The 21,057-nt window shown below is 71.7% G+C and carries 23 protein-coding genes; 9 read left to right on the forward strand and 14 right to left on the reverse strand.

The features are described 5' to 3' along the window. Positions 1-64: 64 nt before the first annotated feature. Entirely contained in the window at positions 65-1,414 is a 1,350-nt protein-coding gene (locus tag ACZ63I_RS14155; RefSeq protein ID WP_469338543.1) for a deoxyguanosinetriphosphate triphosphohydrolase, read from the reverse strand. A 176-nt stretch (positions 1,415-1,590) separates the two neighbouring features. On the opposite strand from ACZ63I_RS14155, the gene ACZ63I_RS14160 reads away from it, so the two are divergent. Then, on the forward strand, positions 1,591-2,283 hold the full coding sequence (locus ACZ63I_RS14160; RefSeq protein WP_469338544.1) for a SanA/YdcF family protein: 693 nt from the start codon (positions 1,591-1,593) through the stop codon (positions 2,281-2,283). Here the strand turns inward: ACZ63I_RS14160 and cutA are convergent. Further along, on the reverse strand, positions 2,258-2,632 hold the full coding sequence (cutA, locus tag ACZ63I_RS14165) for a divalent-cation tolerance protein CutA (RefSeq protein WP_469338545.1): 375 nt from the start codon (positions 2,630-2,632) through the stop codon (positions 2,258-2,260). The two genes, ACZ63I_RS14160 and cutA, sit on opposite strands and share 26 nt — an antisense overlap. Positions 2,633-2,695: 63 nt before the next feature. After that, positions 2,696-3,310, reverse strand: a complete 615-nt coding sequence (locus tag ACZ63I_RS14170; protein ID WP_469338546.1) for an NADPH-dependent FMN reductase — start codon at positions 3,308-3,310, stop codon at positions 2,696-2,698. Positions 3,311-3,362: 52 nt separating this feature from the next. On the opposite strand from ACZ63I_RS14170, the gene soxR reads away from it, so the two are divergent. Together soxR and ACZ63I_RS14180 are read left to right on the forward strand one after the other, a co-directional pair. Continuing rightward, positions 3,363-3,821 carry a redox-sensitive transcriptional activator SoxR gene (soxR, locus tag ACZ63I_RS14175; RefSeq protein WP_469338548.1) on the forward strand — a complete coding sequence of 153 codons (459 nt, stop codon included), beginning with the start codon at positions 3,363-3,365 and terminating at the stop codon, positions 3,819-3,821. 21 nt (positions 3,822-3,842) lie between these two features. Then, positions 3,843-4,631, forward strand: a complete 789-nt coding sequence (locus ACZ63I_RS14180) for an aminotransferase class IV (RefSeq protein ID WP_469338549.1) — start codon at positions 3,843-3,845, stop codon at positions 4,629-4,631. Positions 4,632-4,667: 36 nt separating this feature from the next. Here the strand turns inward: ACZ63I_RS14180 and ACZ63I_RS14185 are convergent, their stop codons facing one another. Then, entirely contained in the window at positions 4,668-5,309 is a 642-nt protein-coding gene (locus ACZ63I_RS14185) for a TetR/AcrR family transcriptional regulator (protein WP_469338550.1), read from the reverse strand. Positions 5,310-5,401: 92 nt separating this feature from the next. Between ACZ63I_RS14185 and ACZ63I_RS14190 the strand changes: the two genes are divergently transcribed. From ACZ63I_RS14190 to ACZ63I_RS14200, 3 genes are all read left to right on the forward strand, one after another. After that, positions 5,402-6,148, forward strand: a complete 747-nt coding sequence (locus tag ACZ63I_RS14190; protein ID WP_469338551.1) for an SDR family NAD(P)-dependent oxidoreductase — start codon at positions 5,402-5,404, stop codon at positions 6,146-6,148. A 246-nt stretch (positions 6,149-6,394) separates the two neighbouring features. Further along, a complete protein-coding gene (locus ACZ63I_RS14195; protein ID WP_469338552.1) occupies positions 6,395-7,144 on the forward strand; it encodes a hypothetical protein in 750 nt (249 codons plus the stop codon). 125 nt (positions 7,145-7,269) lie between these two features. Continuing rightward, positions 7,270-7,908 carry a class F sortase gene (locus ACZ63I_RS14200; protein WP_469338554.1) on the forward strand — a complete coding sequence of 213 codons (639 nt, stop codon included), beginning with the start codon at positions 7,270-7,272 and terminating at the stop codon, positions 7,906-7,908. An 8-nt stretch (positions 7,909-7,916) separates the two neighbouring features. Here the strand turns inward: ACZ63I_RS14200 and ACZ63I_RS14205 are convergent, their stop codons facing one another. After that, positions 7,917-8,699, reverse strand: a complete 783-nt coding sequence (locus ACZ63I_RS14205; RefSeq protein ID WP_469338555.1) for a sulfite exporter TauE/SafE family protein — start codon at positions 8,697-8,699, stop codon at positions 7,917-7,919. Between the two features lie 82 nt (positions 8,700-8,781). On the opposite strand from ACZ63I_RS14205, the gene ACZ63I_RS14210 reads away from it, so the two are divergent. Together ACZ63I_RS14210 and ACZ63I_RS14215 are read left to right on the forward strand one after the other, a co-directional pair. Then, the gene (locus ACZ63I_RS14210) at positions 8,782-9,366 is read left to right on the forward strand and encodes a TetR/AcrR family transcriptional regulator (RefSeq protein WP_469338557.1); all 585 of its coding nucleotides are present in this window, start codon (positions 8,782-8,784) and stop codon (positions 9,364-9,366) included. A gap of 62 nt (positions 9,367-9,428) precedes the next feature. Continuing rightward, positions 9,429-10,190 (forward strand): SDR family NAD(P)-dependent oxidoreductase, encoded by a 762-nt coding sequence (locus ACZ63I_RS14215; RefSeq protein WP_469338558.1) that lies wholly within the window; start codon positions 9,429-9,431, stop codon positions 10,188-10,190. A gap of 8 nt (positions 10,191-10,198) precedes the next feature. Here ACZ63I_RS14215 and ACZ63I_RS14220 read toward each other — a convergent pair whose 3' ends face one another. The 7 genes from ACZ63I_RS14220 to ACZ63I_RS14250 all read right to left on the reverse strand — a co-directional run bounded on the left by ACZ63I_RS14220 (position 10,199) and on the right by ACZ63I_RS14250 (position 18,782). Beyond that, positions 10,199-10,609, reverse strand: coding sequence for a VOC family protein (locus ACZ63I_RS14220; RefSeq protein WP_469338560.1), 411 nt, complete (start codon positions 10,607-10,609; stop codon positions 10,199-10,201). Between the two features lie 268 nt (positions 10,610-10,877). Continuing rightward, complete coding sequence (gene ppdK / locus ACZ63I_RS14225; protein ID WP_469338561.1) at positions 10,878-13,583, reverse strand: pyruvate, phosphate dikinase; 2,706 nt, start codon at positions 13,581-13,583, stop codon at positions 10,878-10,880. A 345-nt stretch (positions 13,584-13,928) separates the two neighbouring features. Further along, a complete protein-coding gene (locus ACZ63I_RS14230; protein WP_469338563.1) occupies positions 13,929-14,642 on the reverse strand; it encodes an HAD family hydrolase in 714 nt (237 codons plus the stop codon). Next, positions 14,639-15,760: an ABC transporter ATP-binding protein gene (locus tag ACZ63I_RS14235; RefSeq protein ID WP_469338565.1), complete on the reverse strand. Its 1,122-nt coding sequence runs from the start codon at positions 15,758-15,760 to the stop codon at positions 14,639-14,641. Before ACZ63I_RS14235 ends, ACZ63I_RS14230 begins: the two co-directional genes overlap by 4 nt. A 6-nt stretch (positions 15,761-15,766) precedes the next feature. Next, positions 15,767-16,702, reverse strand: a complete 936-nt coding sequence (locus tag ACZ63I_RS14240; RefSeq protein WP_469338567.1) for an ABC transporter permease — start codon at positions 16,700-16,702, stop codon at positions 15,767-15,769. Further along, a complete protein-coding gene (locus ACZ63I_RS14245; protein WP_469338569.1) occupies positions 16,690-17,607 on the reverse strand; it encodes an ABC transporter permease in 918 nt (305 codons plus the stop codon). Before ACZ63I_RS14245 ends, ACZ63I_RS14240 begins: the two co-directional genes overlap by 13 nt. Continuing rightward, positions 17,607-18,782 carry an ABC transporter substrate-binding protein gene (locus ACZ63I_RS14250; RefSeq protein ID WP_469338571.1) on the reverse strand — a complete coding sequence of 392 codons (1,176 nt, stop codon included), beginning with the start codon at positions 18,780-18,782 and terminating at the stop codon, positions 17,607-17,609. The genes ACZ63I_RS14245 and ACZ63I_RS14250 overlap by 1 nt, the downstream gene beginning before the upstream one ends. Before the next feature lie 304 nt (positions 18,783-19,086). Between ACZ63I_RS14250 and ACZ63I_RS14255 the strand changes: the two genes are divergently transcribed. Beyond that, positions 19,087-19,857 (forward strand): GntR family transcriptional regulator, encoded by a 771-nt coding sequence (locus ACZ63I_RS14255; RefSeq protein ID WP_469338572.1) that lies wholly within the window; start codon positions 19,087-19,089, stop codon positions 19,855-19,857. A gap of 12 nt (positions 19,858-19,869) precedes the next feature. On the opposite strand, the gene ACZ63I_RS14260 is transcribed toward ACZ63I_RS14255, so the two are convergent. Together ACZ63I_RS14260 and ACZ63I_RS14265 are read right to left on the reverse strand one after the other, a co-directional pair. Continuing rightward, positions 19,870-20,100: a hypothetical protein gene (locus ACZ63I_RS14260; RefSeq protein ID WP_469338574.1), complete on the reverse strand. Its 231-nt coding sequence runs from the start codon at positions 20,098-20,100 to the stop codon at positions 19,870-19,872. A gap of 13 nt (positions 20,101-20,113) precedes the next feature. Continuing rightward, the gene (locus tag ACZ63I_RS14265; protein WP_469338575.1) at positions 20,114-21,046 is read right to left on the reverse strand and encodes a GNAT family N-acetyltransferase; all 933 of its coding nucleotides are present in this window, start codon (positions 21,044-21,046) and stop codon (positions 20,114-20,116) included. Between the last annotated feature and the right edge of the window lie 11 nt (positions 21,047-21,057).

Below are 21,057 nucleotides of genomic sequence, written 5' to 3' on the forward strand. Positions count from 1 at the left end.
CTGCCTTCATCCAAGCGTGCGCCGGGAGGCCCGAGGCGTGCAGGCCGATCGTACGCGGCGGCCGTCACCTGGAGAGGCGTGCGCCACCGGTGAGTCCGCTGTGCAGGGCGCGGGCCGCCGCGTCGGTGAGCGACGCGATCTGGTCGACGATGACGCGTTTGCGCGCCCGGTCGTCGGGCGCGGCGTGGAACAGTCCGCGGAACTGCGGGTCGAGCCCTTCGGGCGCACGGTCCGTCAGGGCGGCCGCCAGCTCGGCCAGGATGATCCGCTGGTCGAGGCGGAGCGCCTCCTGCTCGGCGCGCTGCATGACGTACCGGTCGGCGACCGCCTTGAGCACGGCGCACTCGTGGCGCGCGGCGCGCGGTACGACCAGCTCGGCGGTGTAGCGGGTGAGCGGGCCCGTGCCGTAGGCGTCGCGGGTGGCGCTCTCGGCGGCGAGGCAGAACCGGCCGATGAGCTGGCTGGTGGCGTCCTTGAGCCGGCCGAGGGCGACGGCCGAACCGTCGTAGCCGTGCGGCCACCACTCCTGGTCCATGAGCCGGTCGAGGGCGGCGGCCAGCTCCTGCGGGTCGGTGTCGGCGGGTACGTAGCGACCGATGGCGACGGCCCAGATCTCGCCGCGCTCCTCGGGCGAGGCGAGCGCGGCGGGATCGACATGGCCGGCGTGCAGACCGTCCTCGAAGTCGTGGACCGAGTACGCCACATCGTCGGACCAGTCCATGACCTGCGCCTCGAAGCAGGTCCTGCCGTCGGGGGCGCCCTTGCGGGCCCAGTCGAAGACCGGCAGGTCGTCCTCGTACACGCCGAACTTCACGGAGGCGGGGTCGGTGGGGTGGTGACCGCGCGGCCAGGGGTATTTGGTGGCGGCGTCGAGGGCGGCGCGGGTGAGGTTGAGGCCGACGCTGACGGGTTCGCCGGTCCCGGACTGAGCTGACGGGATGAACCGCTTCGGCTCGATACGGGTCAGCAGGCGGAGGGACTGGGCGTTGCCCTCGAAGCCGCCGCAGTCGGCGGCGAAGTCGTTGAGCGCCTGCTCGCCGTTGTGCCCGAAGGGCGGGTGGCCCATGTCGTGCGAGAGGCAGGCGGTCTCGACGAGATCCGGGTCACAGCCGAGCGCGGCGCCCAGTTCCCGGCCCACCTGGGCGCATTCCAGCGAGTGGGTCAGCCGGGTGCGCGGGCTGGCGTCCCACTGCCGGGCGCTGGACCCGGGGGTCACGACCTGGGTCTTGCCGGCGAGTCTGCGCAGCGCGGACGAGTGCAGCACCCGGGCCCGGTCGCGCTGGAACGCGGTACGCCCGGGGCGCTTGTCGGGTTCGGGGGCCCAGCGCTCGGTGGCGGCTTCGTCGTAGCTGCCGGCGGGGTCGGAGGGGTGGTGCGCCGTGGTGCTGGGGGTGGTGCCTGTGGTGCCTGCCATGTTCCGAAGGTAACCGGAAGCGGTGGGGTCATGCGGGTCAGGGCGCATGAGCCCGGGGCCGGGCGGGCCGGGAGTCCGGGGCGGCCGTCGGGCGTCTTCTGCGTGGGTGGTTGCGTTGGGCGCGTCTGTCGGGCGCACGAGCGAACTGTTCTGCGTCCCGGCACGTCCTGATAGGCATGCGCCGACCGAAGCTGCCGAAGATCAAGCCGCCCCAGCTCCCCCGCACCCGGCGCGGGCAGCGGCGCGCCGTGCAGATCGCCATGGTCTGCTGTGTCCTGGCGCTGGCCCCCATGACCTGGATGCACACCGCCGCCGACAGCCGGGTCCGTACGGTCGCCGACGTGCCGGCCAGGGACGTGGCCGTGGTCTTCGGCGCGGGGCTCCGGGACGGCCGGCCGACGCCGTACCTGGCCCACCGGCTGGACGCGGCCGTGACGCTCTACCGGACGGGGAAGGTCAAGGTCGTGCTGGTCACCGGCGACAACAGCCGGGTGGAGTACGACGAACCCGACGCGATGCGCGCGTACCTCACCAGGCGCGGGGTGCCGGACGGACGGATCGTCAGCGACTACGCCGGGTTCGACACCTGGGACTCCTGCGTCCGCGCGAAGAAGATCTTCGGCGTCGACCACGCGGTGCTCGTGACCCAGGGCTTCCACGTCCGACGCGCGGTGGCCCTCTGCCAGGCGGCGGGCGTCGAGTCGTACGGCGTCGGCGTCACCGAGCCGCACGACGTGACCTGGTACTACGGCGGAGTGCGCGAAATGATCGCGGCAGGCAAGGCGGCACTGGACGCGACGGTCCGCCCGGACCCGCACTTCCTCGGCCCGCGGGAATCGGGGGTCACCTCGGTGCTGGCCGCTCACTGACGGGTTGTCCGGCGGTTTCGTCGGCGGTTTCTTCGGCGGTTTCTTCGGTGAGCCAGTTCAGGTACGCGTCGCTGCCCGCCACCACCGGGGTCGCGATGATCTCCGGTGTCTCGTAGTCGTGCGCCGACAGCAGGTGCGCTTCCAGTTCGGGGTAGCGGGCCCGGGTGGTCTTGAAGAGGATCTGCCACTCGCGCGCCGTCTCGATCTCGCCCTGCCAGCGGTAGACCGAGGTGACCGGCGCCGAGATCTGGGCGCAGGCGGCCAGCCGGGACTCGATGGCGCCGCGTGCGAGGGCTTCGGCCTTTTCTGCGGTGTCGGTGGTGGTCAGCACGGTCAGGTGGTCGGCCATCGGGGCTCCCTTGCGGTCGGCGCGGTCCACCGTACCGGCCGGGTGCCCCGACGGGCCGTCAGGTCAACCGGCGTACGCGCGTACGGACTTCGCTTCGCGCAGGGCCAGGGCCCACCACGCCAGTTGGTCGAGCATCGCCTTGGCGGCGCCGTCCGGGCCCGAGGGGTCCTTGGGGCTGCCCGTCGCGTCGAAGAGGGCGCCGGCGTTGTGGAAGGAGACCGTGTCCCTGACCGTGACGGCGTGCAGTTCGGCGAAGACCTGGCGGAGGTGTTCGACGGCGCGCAGGCCGCCGGACATCCCGCCGTACGAGACGAAGCCGATTGGTTTGGCCTGCCATTCGGCGAAGTGCCAGTCGATCAGCGCCTTGAGGCAGGCGGGATAGGAGTGGTTGTACTCGGGGGTCAGTACGGCGAAGGCGTCGGCGGCGGCGAGTCGTGAGGTGACCTTGGCGAGTTGGGCCAGCGGCTCGGGGCCCGGGTCGGGTGACGGCGCTGTCGGCAGGTCCGTCTCGGCGAGGTCGATCAGGTCGACGGTGAAGTCGGCGCGTGCGGAGGCGTGTTCGAGGAACCAGTTGGCGACGACGGGGCCGAAGCGGCCCTCCCGGTTGCTGCCGAGGATGACGGCCAGCTTCAGCGGCCCGGCGGTGTCCTGCGCGGTGGTGTCCTGCGTGGAGTCCATGGACCGAGCGTCATACTTAAACCATAGTTGAAGTCAAGCTACGCTGGTCCGTATGACGACACATCTCGCCTGGGACGCCAAGGAAGCCACTGTCGGAGAGCTGGCGGCACGCAGTGGGGTCGCCACGTCGGCGCTGCGCTTCTACGAGCGCGAGGGGCTGATCTTCAGCCGCCGTACGTCGGGCAACCAGCGGCGCTACAGCCGCGACACGCTGCGCAGGGTCGCCTTCATCCGCACCTCGCAGCGGCTCGGCATCCCGCTGGCCGACATCCGGGCCGTCCTGGCGCTGCTGCCCGCGGACCGTACGCCGACGAAGGAGGACTGGGCGCGGATCTCCGAGTGCTGGCGCGCCGACCTCGAAGCGCGCATCCGTACGCTTCAGCGGCTGCGCGACAACCTCACCGACTGCATCGGCTGCGGCTGCCTCTCGCTGGACCGCTGCGTGCTGTCCAACCCCGGCGACGAACTGGCCTCGCACGGCCCCGGACCCCGGCGGCTGATAGAGGACTGACCCCGTCGTACGGTGACCGGCATGACGACCGAGGCTCCAGAACTGCTCATCGAGGTGGACGGGCGTCCGGCCACCGAGTCCGACCTGCGGATGCGGGCGCTCAACACCTACGGACACTTCACCGCCATGCAGGTCAGGGGCGGCGGGGTGCGCGGCATGGACCTGCATGTCGCGCGGCTCGACGCGGCGAGCCAGGAGCTGTTCGGCGTGGGTGTGGCGGGCGAGCGGGTACGGGCGCTGCTGCGGCACGCGCTCGGTGGCGTACGGGACGCGTCGGCGCGCGTGTACGTCCATCAGGCTGACGAACCAGGCGAGTTGAGCCTGATGGTGACCGTACGGCCGCCCGCGGTGCCGGACGAGCGGGCGGTGAGCCTGATGTCCGTCGCGTACGAGCGCCCCGCCGCCCATCTCAAGCACCTGGGCGGCTTCGGGCAGATCTACCACGGCCATCGCGCCGCGCGAGCGGGCTTCGACGACGCGCTGCTGACCGGTCCCGGTGGCGTCGTCCTGGAGGGCAGCATCGCCAACGTGGGCTTCTGGGACGGCAGTTCGGTCGTCTGGCCGCAGGGCGCCATCCTGACGGGGATCACCATGGCACTGATCGAACCCCGGCTGGCCGCCGCAGGGCTCGCCTCCGTACGGCGCGAGGTCAGGCTGTCGGAACTGGCCGGATTCCAGGGTGCGTTCCACACCAACTCGCACGGCGTGGTGCCGGTGAGCCGGATCGACGACGTGGAGTTCCCCGGCGACGCGGAGCTGCTTGAGCGGGTGCGCGGCGTGTACGAGTCGGTGGAGTGGGAGCGTCCCTGACCGTGCCGGTCCATCCCGTGCTGCGGCGGAGGCGGCTCAGGCCTCCGGCTGGGTCGGGGCGGTCGGGGCCGTGGCCGGGGGCCAGGTCCGCAGGGTCATGTCGGCCACCTGCTGGAGCACTTCGCGGGTGACGCCGCCCGCCGCCTGGACCGCGATGCCGTTCGCCACGGTCATGAGGTGGCGGGCGAGCAGGCCGGGGTCTGCGTCGGGCGGCAGGTCGCCTTCGTCCACGGCCCGCCGGAAGCGGTCGGCGAGGTGGGAGACGTGCTCGTCGCGCCAGGCGACGAGGGCGTCGCGGGCGGCGCTTCCCGGCTCCCCCGCGGCGAGGGAGCCCTGGACGCCGAGGCACCCGGCGGGGGTGCCGGCGCCGGTGGTGGCCAGGACCGCGCCGTTGAGCATCGCGGCGGCCACCTTTCGGGCGGTCGGTTCCCGTACGGCACGCGCGCCGTACGAGGCGGGGCCCTCCGTATAGCGCTCCAGGCACGTGCGGAACAGGTGCTCCTTGTTGCCGAAGGCCGCGTACATGCTGGTGCGGTTGATGCCCATGGCGGCGGTCAGATCGGTGAGGCTGGCGCCTTCGTAGCCCTGTTCCCAGAACACCCGCATGGCGCGTTCCAGGGCCTCTTCGGTGTCGAATCCCCTCGGCCGGCCGATCGGCGCCTTCTGTCCCGTGTCCATGCCACCGATCCTACCTCTTCTGTACCGGTCGGTTCGTAAGCTGCTACAGTCTCGTTCAGTACCGCTCGGTACTGAAATACGCGGAGGTCATGATGGGACAGTTCGAAGGCAAGACCGCTGTCGTCACCGGCGGCAGCAGCGGGATCGGCCTCGCGGCGGCCGTCCGGCTGGCGGCCGAGGGCGCGCACGTGTTCATCACCGGCCGGCGCAAGACCGCGCTGGACGCGGCCGTCGAGACCATCGGCCCGGCGGCGGCCACGCCCGTGGTGGGCGACATCGCGAACCTGGCCGACCTGGACCGGCTCTACGACGCGGTCCGCGCCCGGGGCCGCGGCCTGGACATCGTGTTCGCCAACGCGGGGACGGCGTCGTTCGCGACGCTGGAGGAGGTCACCGAGGAGCACTTCGACGCGACCTTCGGCGTCAACGTACGAGGCACGCTGTTCACGGTGCAGAAGGCGCTGCCGCTGCTCAACGACGGCGCTTCGGTGATCATCAACTCCTCGGTGCGCGCCGACGACGGTGTCGCCGCGTTCGGCACGTACGCGGCCTCCAAGGCGGCGCTGCGGTCCTTCACCCGCACCTGGGCCAACGAGCTGAAGGGCCGCGGCATCCGGGTCAACGCGATCTCCCCGGGCACCATCGACACTCCCGCGGTCGACGCCGTGGCCGAGGGGGACGCGCCCGTCAGCAAGGAGCAGTTCGTCGCGGGTGTGCCGCTGGGCCGGATCGGCCGACCGGACGAGGTCGCCGAAGCGGTGGCCTTCCTCGCCTCCGGGCGGAGCAGCTTCATCCTCGGCGCCAACCTGTACGTGGACGGCGGCGAGAACCAGCTCTGAGCCCTAGGTCGTGCCCGCCGACGCGCCCCCGGCCACACCCGCTCGTCACCCGCTCGTCACCCGTTCGGCGCGTACGGGGGCGGGGGGCCGGCCGGTTCCCCGGTCTCGGCCGTGACCTGCGGTGACGGCTCTTGGCAAGCCTGACACGCACTCCCGGGGGCGGGAATCTGATCGGCCATCAGCAGGCGTGCGGCTCGTGGGGGCACTTACCTCGGAGGAGACCCGCGATTCCGACGGAGGATCACCATGCGCAGCACTGCCCGCCTGCTGACCGGTGCCGCCCTCGCGGCTGCCTCGCTCGGACTGGTGACAGCGAGCGCCACCGGTGCGTTCGCCGCAGAGTCCGGTGACGCCGACGGCGGGGACTTCGGGGGCGCCGAGGTCGGGGCCGGTGAGGTCCCGGGCGGCGAGGTCCCGGGCGGCGAGGCTCCGGGTGGCGGGATTCCGGACGCCCCGGACGGGGAGGTTCCGGACGTCCCTGAGCACGGGGACGTCGATCCCGGTGGCGGCGACCGGTGGAGCGGCGACCACGAAGGCGGCGACCAGTGGGGCGGCGGGGACCACGGCGGCGGCAAGCCCGGCGTGCTTGAGGTGACCCCGGCCGACGCGCCGCCCGGCGCGACCGTCACCGTGAACACCACGGCCTGCGGCCCCGGCGGCTACGCCAAGGGCGACGCACGCGAACTCGGCGCCGGGGAGTTCGAGCTGAAGTCCGAGACGCACAAAGAGGTCGTCGTCGGCCGGTTCACGGTGCCGGACAGCGCCAAGCCGGGCTCGTACCGGATCGTCGCGAAGTGCAAGAACGGCAAGGAGGCCGACGGTGATCTCACCGTGCTGGCCCACTCAGGGCCGGTCGGCCATGTGAAGACAGGGGTCGGCGGCAGCGTCGGGCCCGACACCACCCAGATCGCGGCGGGGACGGCCGTACTGGCCGCCGCCGCCGCGGGCGGGACCCTGCTCCTGCGTCGCCGGGCGAGCGGCACGCAGGACGGCTAGGGAATCTCCCGTCCGGGCGTCCCCGCCCCCGTCATGCTCATCGCTGACCGGGGCGGGGAACCCCTGCCCAGGATCCCCCGCAGTCCCGGATCCCCCGCATCCCCACCGCGGAAAGGTCGCTCACCGTGCCGGTCACCGCCCAGGTCAGGAGGAGGGGCTGGCTGCTGGCCGCCGTCGCCTGCACCGGTGTCTGGCTCGTCCAGAACGGCGCGCGCCCGGTCACCCCGCCCGCCCCTTCGGCCGCGCAGGCGTTCGCCGCCGGGCCGGACCACCACACCCGGGCGGCGGCCGAGCCGCTGCCCGCCTCCGCGCCGGTACGGCTGCGTATCCCGGAGATCGAGGTGGACGCGCCGCTGATGCGGCTCGGCCTCGCCGCCGACGGCAGTCTCGCCGTACCGCCGGCCGCGCACAGCAATCTCGCCGGGTGGTACGGGGACGGCGCGGCGCCCGGCGCCAAGGGGACGGCCGTCATCGCCGGCCATGTCGACACCGCGCGCGGGCCCGCAGTCTTCTACTCCCTGGGCACCCTGAAGAAGGGGGACAGGATCGACGTCGTACGCGCGGACTCCCGTACGGCCGTCTTCGCGGTCGACGCGGTCGAGGTGTACGAGAACGCCGACTTCCCCGACAGCAAGGTGTACGGCTCGGGCGGCCGGGCCCAGCAGGACCGGGCCGAGCTGCGGGTGATCACGTGCGGCGGCGGCTTCTCGCCGAAGACCGGCTACCAGGGCAACGTCGTCGCGTACGCGCATCTCGTCGGGTGACCGCGGGATCAGGCCGCCCACTGGTCGAAGGCGAGCTTCGCGATCAGTGAGAACACCACCACCAGCAGCACGCCTCGGACGAACTCGCTGCCCTTCTTGAGCGCCGTGCGCGCGCCCAGCATCCCGCCTGCCAGGTTGAACACGGCCATGAGCGCGGCCAGTTGCCACAGCACGGTGCCCTGGTAGGCGAACATCGCGAGCGCGCCCGCGTTGGTGCAGACGTTCACGATCTTCGCGTTGGCGGAAGCGGTGACCAGGTCGAGCCGGAGCACGGCGGTCAGCGCCAGGACCAGGAAGGTGCCGGTGCCGGGGCCGAACAGCCCGTCGTAGAAGCCGATCCCGCCGCCCACGAGGACGATCGCCAGGACCGTACGCCGCCGGGTGACCGGCCCGGCCCCCGCCTGCGCCCGGCCGAACCCGGGCCGCAGCAGGACGAAGGCCGCGACCGCCAGCAGCACCACCATGATCACCGGCCGCAGTACGTCGCTGCTGATCCCGGCGGCGAAGAAGGCGCCCGTCATCGATCCGGCCAGCGCCACGAGCCCGATCCGCAGGGCCGTGCCCAACTCGACCGGCGCCTTGCGCAGATACGTGACGGCGGCGCCGGAGGTGCCGACGATGGCGACGGCCTTGTTGGTGCCGAGGATGTTCGCCGCCGGCACGTGCGGCAGCCCGATCAGCAGCGCCGGCAGGAGCAGCAGCCCGCCACCGCCCACCACGGCGTCGATCCACCCGGCAGCGAGCGCGGCGAGGCAGAGCAGGGTGAGCACGGTCAGGGATATGTCGGGCATGATCGCGACCCTAACCGAGCGCGCGGCAGGCGGCCCTGGCCATACTTGACTGCTCGTTCCGGAAAAGCCTAGGGTCACCGTCGTGGCCAGGACCAAGGAATTCGATCCGGAAGCCGCGCTCCAGTCCGCCCTTGAGCTGTTCTGGCGCCGGGGGTACGAGGCGACGTCCATGGCGGACCTCGTGGCCCACCTCGGCATCGGGCGCGCCAGTATCTACGCGACGTTCGGCAACAAGCACGAGCTGTACCTGAAGGCGCTCGACCGCTACAGCGAGACGCGCGACGCCGAGCCGCTGGCCGAGCTGTCCCGGCCGGGTCCCGCGCTGCCCGCGGTCCGGGCGGTGGTACGGCGGTTCGCCGCCGAGGCGACGGCGGGCGGGACCAGGAGCTGGGGCTGTCTCGTCACCAACACGGCGACGGAGCTGGCGCCGCACGACCCGGCGGCGGCCCGGCGCGTCGAGCAAAGCTGGCGGCATCTGGAGACCCTGCTGCACTCCGCGCTGGTACGGGCCAGGGCCGGCGGTGAACTGCCCGCCGACCGCGATCCGCGCGCCCTGGCGCATCTGCTGCTCGTCCTCATGCAGGGCATGCGGGTGACCGGCAAGGCGTCGGACGATCCGGCCAGGGTGCGGGACGCGGCGGAGCAGGCGCTCACCCTGCTGGACTGATTGACCCTCTCAGCCAAACCGGAACGAACGATCCAATATTCACGCCCTGGGGGTTCTTTGTGATGTTCGCACGCTTCACCGGCAGATCCGTTCTCGTCACCGGCGCGGGGTCGGGCCTCGGCAGGGCCGTCGCGCTGGCCTTCGCCGCCGAGGGCGCGTCGGTCGTCGTCGCGGGACGGAGCGCGGGACCGCTCGCCGGGACCGTCGAGCTGATCGAGGGCGCGGGCGGCACCGCCGCAGCCGTGCCGGCCGACATCACGCGCCCCGACGAGGTGAGCGCCCTGGTGCGCCGGGCGGTCGAGCTGTTCGGCGGTCTTGACGTGGCCGTCAACAACGCCGGGGTCTTCCGCGGCGGCACTCCCCTCGCAGATCTGCCGCTGGTGGACTGGCACACGCTGATCGACGGCAATGTCACCGGACTGCTGCACTGCCTCCAGGCGGAGATCGGCCATATGCGGGCGAGCGGCGGCGGCGTGATCGTCAACGTCTCGTCCAACCTCGGCGCGCACAAGCGCGTGCCGGGGATCGCCGCTTACATCGCGTCGAAGGCCGCCGTCTCGGCGCTGACCAGGGCGGCGGCTCTCGACCACATCCAGGACGGGGTACGGATCAACGCCGTCAGCCCGGGGCCCTCCGCCACCGCGATGTCGCTGCGGCCGGGCGAGAGCGAGGCCGGCAGGGCCGCCCGGATCAAGGAGGCCAACCCGCTGGGCCGGGTGTCGGCCACGGAGGAGATCGCCGCCGCCGTCCTCTATCTCGCCTCGCCCGACGCGGCGTCCGCCGTCGGCACCGACCTGGTCGTGGACGGCGGCGCCGCCGCCTGATCCGCGCGTCAGCTCTGTCCCGCGACGGCGGCCGGGTCCATCCACGTGATTTCCCACTGGTGGTGGTCCGGGTCCTGGAACGAGCGCTGGTACATGAACCCGTGGTCCTGCGGGTCGAGGGAGGGCGAGCCGCCGGCGGCGAGGGCCGTGTCGACGAGTTCGTCCACGGCGGCGCGGCTCTCGGCGCTGAGACAGATCAGCGCCTCGGTGCTCGTCTTGGCGTCGGCGATCTCCTTCTTCGTGAAGTCCTTGAAGCGGGCCTCCTCCAGGAGCATCACGAAGATGGTGTCGCTGATGACGACACACGCCGTCTGCTCGTCCGAGAACTGCGGATTGCTCGCGTAGCCGAGCTTCTCGAAGAACGTCTTGGAGACCTGGACATCCTTGACCGGCAGGTTGAGGAAGATCATCGCGGGCATCGGCCGTCTCGTTTCTCTCGGCGCGCCAGGCGCGCGTCGCGCTCGGTGCGCGTTCGAGGAGATAGACCGGGCCTTCGCCGGAAACTCATCGCCGCAGGGCAGGCGAGTCCTGGCAGCATGACGCGGCGGGGCGGGCCGGACCCCCGCACGGGTTCCGGCCCGCCCCGCCGCGCGTCCCGGGGCCGCCCGCAGGACCCGTGAGGGGCGGGCGGACCGCGAACGGCCCCGGTGTCTTGGGCGGGGGCGGTTACGCGCCCGTCATGCGCGGTTACGCGCCCGCCGCCGCGCGGCCCGCTTCCAGTCGGGCCACCGGGATGCGGAACGGCGAGCAGGAGACGTAGTCGAGGCCGACGTCGTGGAAGAAGTGCACCGACTCCGGGTCGCCGCCGTGCTCACCGCAGATGCCGAGCTTCAGATCCGGCCGGGTCGCCCGGCCCGCCTCGCACGCGCTGCGGACGAGCGCGCCGACGCCGTCGCGGTCGATCGTCTCGAACGGGGAGACCCCGAAGATGCCCTTCTCCAGATACGCGGTGAAGAAGCTCGCCTCCACGTCGTCGCGGGAGAAGCCCCACACGGTCTGGGTCAGGTCGTTCGTGCCGAAGGAGAAGAACTGCGCGGACTCAGCGAGTTGACCCGCCGTCAGCGCGGCGCGCGGCAGCTCGATCATCGTGCCGATCGCCAGCTTCAGCTCGACGCCCGTCGCCTTCTCCACGTCGGCGATGACCTGGTGCGCCTCGTCGCTGACGATCTCCAGCTCCTGGACCGTGCCGACGAGCGGGATCATGATCTCGGCGCGCGGGTCGCCCTTGGCGTTCTTCCGGTCGGCCGCCGCCTCGGCGATGGCCCGTACCTGCATGGCGAAGAGGCCGGGGATGACCAGGCCGAGCCGTACCCCGCGCAGCCCCAGCATCGGGTTCTGCTCGTGCAGTTTGTGTACGGCCTGCAGGAGCCGCAGATCGTTCTCGTTGTGGTCCTTGCGGGCCTCGGCCAGGGCGACGCGGACCGACAACTCCGTGATGTCGGGCAGGAATTCGTGCAGCGGCGGGTCCAGCAGCCGTACCGTGACCGGCAGTCCGTCCATCGCCTCGAACAGCTCGGTGAAGTCCTTCTTCTGCAGCGGCAGCAGCGCGTCGAGCGCCGCGTCGCGCTCGTCGTCCGTGTCGGCGAGGATCAGCTTCTCGACCATGGCCCTGCGCTCGCCGAGGAACATGTGCTCAGTGCGGCAGAGCCCGATGCCCTGGGCGCCGAACCGGCGGGCGCGCAGGGCGTCTTCGGTGTTGTCGGCGTTGGCCCGCACCCGCAGCCTGCGGCGCCGGTCCGCGTACGCCATCATCCGGTGCACCGCCTCGACCAGTTCGTCGGCGTCGTCGGCGCCCGCGTGCATCCGGCCCTCGAAGTACTCGACCACGGGCGAGGGGACGACAGGCACCTCACCGAGGTAGACCTTGCCGGTCGAGCCGTCGACGGAGACGACGTCGCCCTCCTCGATGACGGTCGAACCGACCGTGAGCCGGCGGGCCTTGGTGTCGACCTCCAGCTCCTCCGCGCCGCACACACAGGTCTTGCCCATGCCCCGGGCGACGACGGCGGCGTGCGAGGTCTTCCCGCCGCGCGAGGTCAGGATGCCCTCGGCGGCGATGATGCCGTCGAGGTCGTCGGGGTTGGTCTCCCGGCGGATGAGGATGACCTTCTCGCCCGAGCGCGACCACTTCACGGCGGTGTACGAGTCGAAGACGGCCTTGCCGACGGCGGCGCCCGGCGAAGCGGCGATGCCCCGGCCGAGCAACTGCCGCTTCGCGCCCTCGTCGAAGCGCGGGAACATGAGCTGGGCGAGCTGGGCGCCGTTGACGCGCTGGAGCGCCTCCGCCTCGTCGATCAGGCCCTGGTCGACGAGTTGGGTGGCGATCCGGAAGGCGGCGCCCGCCGTGCGTTTGCCGACCCGGGTCTGGAGCATCCACAACTGGCCGCGCTCGATGGTGAATTCGATGTCGCACAGATCGCGGTAGTGCGTCTCCAGCGTCGCCATGATCTGCATGAGCTGGTCGTACGACGCCTTGTCGATGGTCTCCAGATCGGCGAGCGGCACGGTGTTGCGGATGCCGGCGACGACGTCCTCGCCCTGCGCGTTCTGCAAGTAGTCGCCGTACACGCCCTGGTGGCCGCTGGCCGGGTCGCGGGTGAAGGCCACGCCCGTACCGGAGTCGGGGCCGAGGTTGCCGAAGACCATCGAGCAGACCGTGACCGCCGTACCGAGGTCGCCGGGGATACGTTCCTGGCGGCGGTAGAGCTTGGCGCGGTCGGTGTTCCACGAGTCGAAGACGGCGCGGATGGCGAGGTCCATCTGCTCGCGCGGGTCCTGCGGGAAGTCGCGTCCGGTGTGCCGGGAGACGATCTTCTTGAACTGCTTGACCAGCTTCTTGAGGTCGCCCGCGGCCAGATCGACGTCGGTGGCCGCGTTGTTGGCCTGCTTGGCCTCCTCCAGCGCGTCCTCGAAGAGTTCGGCGTCGACACCGAGGACGGTCGCGCCGAACATCTGGATGAGCCGCCGGTAGGAGTCCCAGGCGAACCGCTCGTCGCCCGACTGCTTGGCGAGCCCGGCGACCGAGTCGTCCGAGAGCCCCACGTTCAGGACGGTGTCCATCATGCCCGGCATGGAGAACTTCGCCCCGGAGCGTACGGAGACCAGCAGCGGATCGTCGGCCTGGCCGAGCCGCTTGGCCATCTTCTTCTCCAGCGCTTCGAGATGGGCCGTCACCTCGTCACCCAGTGCCGCCGGTTCGGTCCCGCTGTCGAGGTAGACGTTGCACGCCTCGGTGGTGATGGTGAAACCGGGCGGGACGGGCAGTCCGAGATTGGTCATCTCGGCGAGGTTGGCGCCCTTGCCGCCGAGGAGATCCTTCAGATCCTTGTTGCCCTCGGTGAAGTCGAAGACGTACTTCGCCGGCTTCTCGGTCTTCTCCTGCTTTTCCGACACGGGTCTCGACTCCTCGGAGGACGACGCGCTGGCTGCCCTGACGGCGAGGAACATACCCAGATCAAAGGCGTCCGGACATGTCCACCTGGCCGTCGCACGGCATTGACCACTCGTCCGCCACCGGATCCAATGCGCATGGCGGATGCCCGCGCGGCCCGTACGGCTTCACGCCTCGAAGCGGGCATGACCCGCCGATGACCCTTTCCGCTCGTCTGAGCGGTGACAACGACGTCTGAGTTCACCCTTCGAACACCAAAGGGGTGGCACGCAGTGCCACCCCTTCCAGAGGTGCAGTCGCCCAAGATCCGCTCCTCTGAGCGCATCGACCGTCAAATGTGGCGAGAATCACGCCCCACGACGGGCCGAAGCGTGGTCGCGCAGCCGGTCCCGCGCGCAGTCGCGCAGCACCGCCAGATCGACGTCCTCCAGGCTCTCCGCGAAGTACCGCCCGGCGGCGGGCTCCACCGGCAGCAGGGACGGTACGACGAGGACGGCGCACCCGGCGGCCTGCGCCGAGGCCGTACCGTCCGGGGAGTCCTCCACGGCGACACACGCCCCCGGCCGCACGCCGAGCCGTGTCGCGGCGGCCAGGTAGGGATCGGGGTGCGGCTTGGTCCGTACGGTGTCGTCGGCCGAGAGCGTGAAGGCGAAGCCGACGTCCGGCAGCGAGCCGCCGACCACGGAGTCGACAACGGCCCGTGGCGAGGCGCTGACCAGGGCGAACGGCACCCCGTCTCGTGCCAGCTCGGCCAGCAGCCGGCGGGCACCCGGCCGCAGCGGCGCGCCCGCCTCCACCCGCCGGAGGAAGGACCCGGACAGTTCGGCGGCGACGGACTCGACCGCCGGAGCCGGCTCCGTACGGCTGGGTTCCGCGCCGGCGACGCGTACGAGATACGCGGCCGTGTCGGCGACGGCCCGGCCCACCACCTCGCGCGCGTCGGCGTCCGTCAGCCGGTGGCCGAGCCGGGCGGCGACCTCGTCCGCCGTGTCCCACCAGAGCACTTCGGTGTCCACGAGCGTGCCGTCCATGTCGAAGAGGACAGCCGCGGGCAGCTTCACGCGGCGTTCCCGGCGGACGCCGCGACACCGGCCACCGGTACGACCAGGGCGGGGCGCTCGGCCGGTACGACCGTGGCCCGTACGCCGGGCTGCAACTCCCCCGCGTCGCGCGAGGGCACGTCGGCCTTGACCGAGCCGCCACCGGGCAGATCGAGCAGCACCCGGGTGACCGAGCCGAAGAACGCGGCCGAGACGACCGTGGCGGTGCCTTCGGGGTCGGCGGTCGCCGTGACGTTCTCCGGCCGGATCAGCACCTCGACCTCGCGTCCTGCCGGGATCTCGCCGTCCACCGGCAGGGTGGCACCGGCGACCTCGACCCGGCCGGCGTCGGTGAGCCGGCCGGGCAGCCGGTTCATCGTGCCGACGAACTCGGCGACGAAGGCGGTGGCGGGACGCTCGTACAACTCGGCGGGCGGCGCGCACTGTTCGAGCCGGCCCGCGTTGAGCACGGCGACCCGGTCGGCCATCGACAGCGCCTCCTCCTGGTCGTGCGTGACGAAGATGGTGGTGATGCCGAGCGAGAGCTGGAGCCGGCGGATCTCCTCCCGCAGCGTGAGCCTGACCTTGGCGTCGAGCGCCGACAGCGGCTCGTCGAGCAGCAGCACCCGGGGCCGCAGCGCCAGCGCGCGGGCCAGTGCCACCCGCTGCTGCTGGCCGCCGGACATCTGGTGCGGGAAGCGGTCGCCGTGCTCGGGCAGCCCGACCAGGTCGAGGAGTTCGGCGGCGCGGGTGCGCCGCTCGGCGGCCGGCACCTTCCGTACCCGCAGCCCGAAGGCGACGTTGTCGCGCGCGTTGAGATGCGGGAAGAGGCTGTACGACTGGAAGACCATGCCCGCGTCGCGGCGGTTGGCCGGGACCCGGGTGATGTCGGCGCCGTCCACCAGCACCTCGCCCGCGTCGGGCTGCTCGAAGCCGGCGAGCACGCGCAGCGCGGTGGTCTTGCCGCAGCCCGAAGGGCCGAGCAGCGCGAGGAGTTCACCGGGCCTGGCCGTCAGGTCGAGTCCGTCGAGGGCGACGGTGGGCCCGAAGGCCCGCCGCAGACCGCGGAATTCGACCAGCGCGCCGGCGGGAGCCGCGGGCTGTCCCTCACTCGCGGTGAGTGTGGCCGTGGAAGACATGAGGGGCTACTCCTTGCCGGAGAGGGGAGTTGTGGTGGCAGGACCGCCCGCGGGGGCCGCGGATGCGCCGGCCGCGGCCCGCGCCCCGGCCCGGGAGAGGACCATCAGCAGCGCCCAGGCGATCAGCAGGCTGAGCAGCGAGACGGCGACCGAAACCTGCGCCTGGGAGCCGGAGATGGTGACGATCCAGACGGCGAAGGGCTGATAGCCCAGCAGCGCGGCGATGGTGTATTCGCCGAGCACGAGGGCCAGGGTGAGGAAGGAGGCGCCGGCCAGCGACGAGCGCAGATTGGGCAGGATCACCCGGACGACCGTGTACGGCATGCTCGCCCCGCAGTTGCGGGCCGCCTCCACGAGCGTGGGAATGTCGACGGCGCGCAGCCCCGCGTCCAGCGAGCGGTACACGAACGGCAGCGCGAGCACGGTGTAGGCGATGACCAGCACCAGCGGGAACGACTCGTCCTGCACGACGATGAACGTCTGGTAGAGCGGGGTGGTGGACAAGTACTCGGGGCCCCAGCGCAGGACCGTCGTGATCCCGCTGACCAGCGCGATCGGCGGCACCACCAGCGGCAGCATGCAGATGACCTCGATGACGGGCCGCAGCCGGGGCGCGCCGAGCCGTACCGCGACGAGCGCGGGCACGGCCAGCAGCAGCGACAGCACGATGGTGCAGCCGGCCAGGCCGAGCGAGAGCAGCAGGCTCTTGGAGAATCCGTCGGCGGACAGGATCCCGGTGTAGGCGTCGAAGGAGAGGCCCTGGCCCGGGGTGTGGACGGTGAAGACGAACGAGGCGAGCAGCGGTACGACGAAGTAGATCCCGGCGAGGATCAGGACGGCGCCGCGCCAGATGCGCGGCCGGCCGCGCTGCTTGCGGACGCGGCCGGCGGGCGGCGCTGTGCGGCTCGGCGCGTCGGCGGCGGTGGGGGTCAGTGCAGCCATCGGGTGCTCCGTCGCTGGAGGGGCAGATAGACCACCATCACCAGGCCGGCGATCACGATCATGTCGAGGCTCAGGGCGAGCGCGACGTTCTCCTGGCCGACCTGGACGTTGCCGGACAACGCGTCGGCGATCTTCAGCGTCACCAGGGGTACGGAACCGCCGACGAGCGCCGCGGCCGTGGCGTACGCGGCGAAGGCGCTGCCGAAGAGCAGCACGAACCCGCCGAGCAGGGTGGGCATGAGGACCGGCAGTCCGACATGGCGCCAGAACTGCCAGGTGGTGGCGCCCGCGTTCTGCGCGGCCTCCCGCCACTGCGGGCGCAGGCCGTCCAGCGCCGGGACGCTGACCAGCACCATCAGCGGCACCAGGAAGTACAGGTAGATCACGGTGAGCCCGGTGAAGGAGTACAGGTTCCAGCCGGCCGCGTCGAGATGCGCGTACTGCGTGACGACACCCGAGATGCCGAGGGTCGCGACGAAGGCGAAGGCGAGCGGTACGCCGCCGAAGTTGGCGAGCACCCCGGACGCGGTCAGCACGGACTCCCGCAGCGCGCCGCGCCGGGACGTGACGACGGCCTGGGCGATCAGCATGCCGAGGACGGTGCCGATCAGGGCGGTCAGCGCGGAGAGTTCGACGCTGCCGGTCAGGGAGGTGAGGTAGGGGCCCTGGAGCGAGGTGCTGACGTTGGCGCCGGTCGCCGAAGTGACGCCGGTGGCCGTGTCCTTCGTCGTGAACGCCCCGTACACCACGGCGCCGACCGGCAGTCCGAAGCAGATGCCGGCGAACACGAGCAGCGGGAGGGCGCCGAGCCAGGCGCGCGGCGCCCGCCGCCGACGGCGGGTGCCGTCGGCGGCGCCCGGTGCGGGCGGGGTGGTGCCCGGCGCGGGCAGGGAGTGGTCTGCCATTAGCTGACGGCCTTGTCCCAGTTCTTGGCGAGGACGGCCTTGACGCTGTCCAGGTCCTTGGCCTCGGGGAACTCGGGGGTGCCTTCGACCTTGGGGAGCTTGGTGACGAAGGTCTTGTCGACGGAGCCGTCCTCGGTCATGGAGGGCAGCAGGACGGGGCGGGCGTAGCCCTTGAGGAAGAGGTTCTGGCCCTCGGCGCTGTACAGGTACTCCATCCACAGGCGGGCGGCTGCCGGGTGCGGCGCGTCCTTGTTGATCGCCTGCGAGTAGTACTGGGCGTACGAGCCGTCGGTCGGGACGGCGACCTGCCAGTCGACGCCCTTGCCCTTGAACTGGTCGGCGTAACCGGCGTTGAGGTAGTCCCAGTCGATCGAGATGGGCGTCTCGCCCTTCTGGACCGTCGCGGGGGTGGACTCGACGGGGATGAAGTTGCCGTTCTTCTTCAGCTTGCCGAAGAAGTCGATGCCCGGCTGGATGTCGGAGAAGCTGCCCTTGTTGGCGAGGGAGGCCGCGTAGACGCCGCCGAAGGCCGAACCGGACTTGTTGGGGTTGCCGTTGAGGGCGACCTTGCCCTTGTACTCGGGCTTGAGGAGATCGGCGAAGGTCGTTGGGCAGACCTTGATGCGCTTGGCGTCGCAGCCGATGGAGATGTACCCGCCGTAGTCGTTGTACCAGAGGCCGTTCGGGTCCTTCTGCGCCGCGGGGATCTTGTCGTAGGACGCGACCTTGTACGGCGCGAAGAGGCCCTCGGCGGCGCCGCTGCGGTCGAAGGGGCTGCCCAGGTCGACGACGTCGGGGGCGCGGTCCTGGCCCTTGCGGGACTTGATCGCGTTGATCTCGTCGGCGCTGGCGGCGTCCGGCGTCTCGTCCTTGATCTTGACCTTGTACTTGGCCTCGAAGCCCTTGATGATCTCGCCGTAGTTGGCCCAGTCCGGCGGCAGGGCTATCGCGTTGAGCGTGCCTTCCTTCTCCGCCGCCTTGACCAGCCCTGCCAGACCGCCGAAGTCCGCCACGGAGGTGGCGGCGTTGGCCTTCACACCGGCGGAGCCGCCGGCGTCGGCGGGGGTGTCGGAGTCGGACTTGGCGCCACAGGCGGTGAGCGCGGTGAGTGCGGCGGTGCTGAGCACCAGGGCGGCTGTCAGCCGGCCGTTGGCGCGTACGCGAAGTCGGGTCACGCGATGTCTCCCGGGGGCAAATGAAGGTTTCACTTGTTCATACAAGCTGGCACCAGTTCGCCCGGTCAAGGTGTCCGCACGGTTAACGTCCGATGACCTTGGCAGCACGAAGGGCGGAAGACCAAAACGCCCGCAAAGCGGCAGATCGTCAGCGCTTCGGGGCCGCTGACCGGCTGGCCGGCCGCGCTTCATATGCGGTTACAGTGAAGGTCAGGTGTGCGACGGGGAAGCGCTCCTGTACACAGTTCACGCATCACCGCAGGCAGCGCACGCGGCGCCGGCGGGACCGACCGAGGGGGCCAGTGTGGGGAGTTCGCGCTATCTGGAGATCGCGGAGGCGCTGCGGCAGTCGATCCTGTCCGGCGACTACCCCGTCGGCGCACACCTGCCGTCGGAGAGCGATCTGGCGGCCCACTGGTCGGCCTCGCGCGGCACGGTCCGCCAGGCGGTCGGGCTGCTCGCCTCGGAAGGTCTGATCGGCTCCCGGCAGGGCGCCCGGCGCGTCGTACTGCGCCAGGAGCGCCGGCACAGCTTCCAGCAGCTCAACAGCTTCGCCCAGTGGGCCCAGGCCATGGGCAGCGAGGTGGCGAGCCGCATCCTCAGCCGTACGACGCGGACGGCCACGGCCGAGGAGGCGTCCCGGCTCGGCATCGAGCCGGGCGCGCAGGTGCTGTACGTCCTGCGGCTGCGCCATCTGGACGGCGAGCCGGTGATGGTGGAGCGCACCGCCTACACGGACTGGGTGGCGCCTGCCGTGCGGGCGCTGCCCGACGACTGCGTGTCGATCATGAACAGCATCGCCGAGGAGGCCGGGATCGTGGCGCACTACGGCGAGCACCTGCTCGACGCCGTCGCCACGGGCAGCGAGGACGCCCGGCTGCTGCGGGTGCGCAGGGGCAGCCCGCTGCTGCGGCAGCGCTATCTGACGTACACGGCGGCGGGCCGGCCGATCGAGTGGACCGACGACCGCTACCGGGCGGGCACGGTCGCCTTCAGCGTCTCCAACTCGGCGGCGGCTACGCCGCTTGAGCGGCACGCGGGGCCGGACGTGGCGCAGCAGACGGGCCGGCCGTAGGGCCTGTCAGCGCTAGCGCCGGTTGCCGCGGTTGCGGGGGTGGTCGCGGGCGGTGCGTTCGTTGCCGAACTTGTACGGGCCTGTCCAGCGCGCCATCACCGACTGGGCGTCCCCGGAGGCCACTTGCACCAGGAACTTGTCGGCGCGTGAGCCGCGCAGCGTGGCGGCCACCCGCCCCTGGTGGGTGATGACCACGCTGCCGTCGGTGTGCCGCTCGTAACGGAAGCCGGTGGGTGCGGGCATGGCCGGAGTCTCCTTATCCGTCCGTGGACAGCTCGCGCTCGAACCGGCCGATGGCGATCGTCGTCCTCATCCCGGCCCGCTCGTACAGCCGGTGCGCGCCGGTCAGGCTCGTGCTGTCGACGTCGAGTCCGACGGAGTCGATCCCCCGTCCGGCGAAGAGCGCGAAGCCCGCCAGCAGCAGCGCCCGGCCGAGGCCGAGCCGCCTGGCCTCCCGTCGCACCCCCAACTGGCTTATCTCACCGGCCGGTCGGCCTTCGACCTCGCGCACCTGGCACAGGGCCACCCCCACCATCCGTCCGTCGCGCTCGGCGACGAGCCAGAGGCCGGGGTCGAACCCTTCGTAGAGCATGTCGGCGGCCCATTCGCCGTACGAGCGCCGCGTTCGGCCCCAGTGGTCGCCGAAGGTCTCCTCGGCGCATTCATGGACGCGCCGCAGGTCTTCCGAACTCCCGTCGCAGGAGCGGACCTTGACGCCGTCGGGCCAGACCGGCGGCTCCAGCGGCCCGTCGACGGCGGTCCGCATCCGCTGGTGGACCCGGGTCCGTTCGTACCCGCGGGCGCGCAGCATCCGGTCGGCGGCGCCGTCGAGCAGGACGTAGTTCACCAGCACGACGGGCCGCGCCAGTTCGGCGGCGCGCGCCTCCATCCGGGTCAGCAGCGCCGTGCCGATGCCCCGGCCGACATGGCCGGGACGGGTGTACGCGTCGCCGACCACCCGGCCTTCGCGCACGCCGCCGACCTGCCCGTACCCGCACACCTCGCCGTCGGGGCCGGTCACGACCCAGACATCCCTGGCAGGGTCCAGCGACGCCCACTCGTGCCGGAAGCCGGCCGCGGTCCTGGCGGCGGCCGTGGGGTCGCTCGCCCGCTCGGCGGCGCTCACCGCGTCGGCCACCGCCGGCAGATCGGCCTCCACCGGACTCCGGAGCACGTACCCGTCCCGCATCGAACTCTCCT

The organism is Streptomyces sp. NPDC087906 (assembly GCF_055584925.1).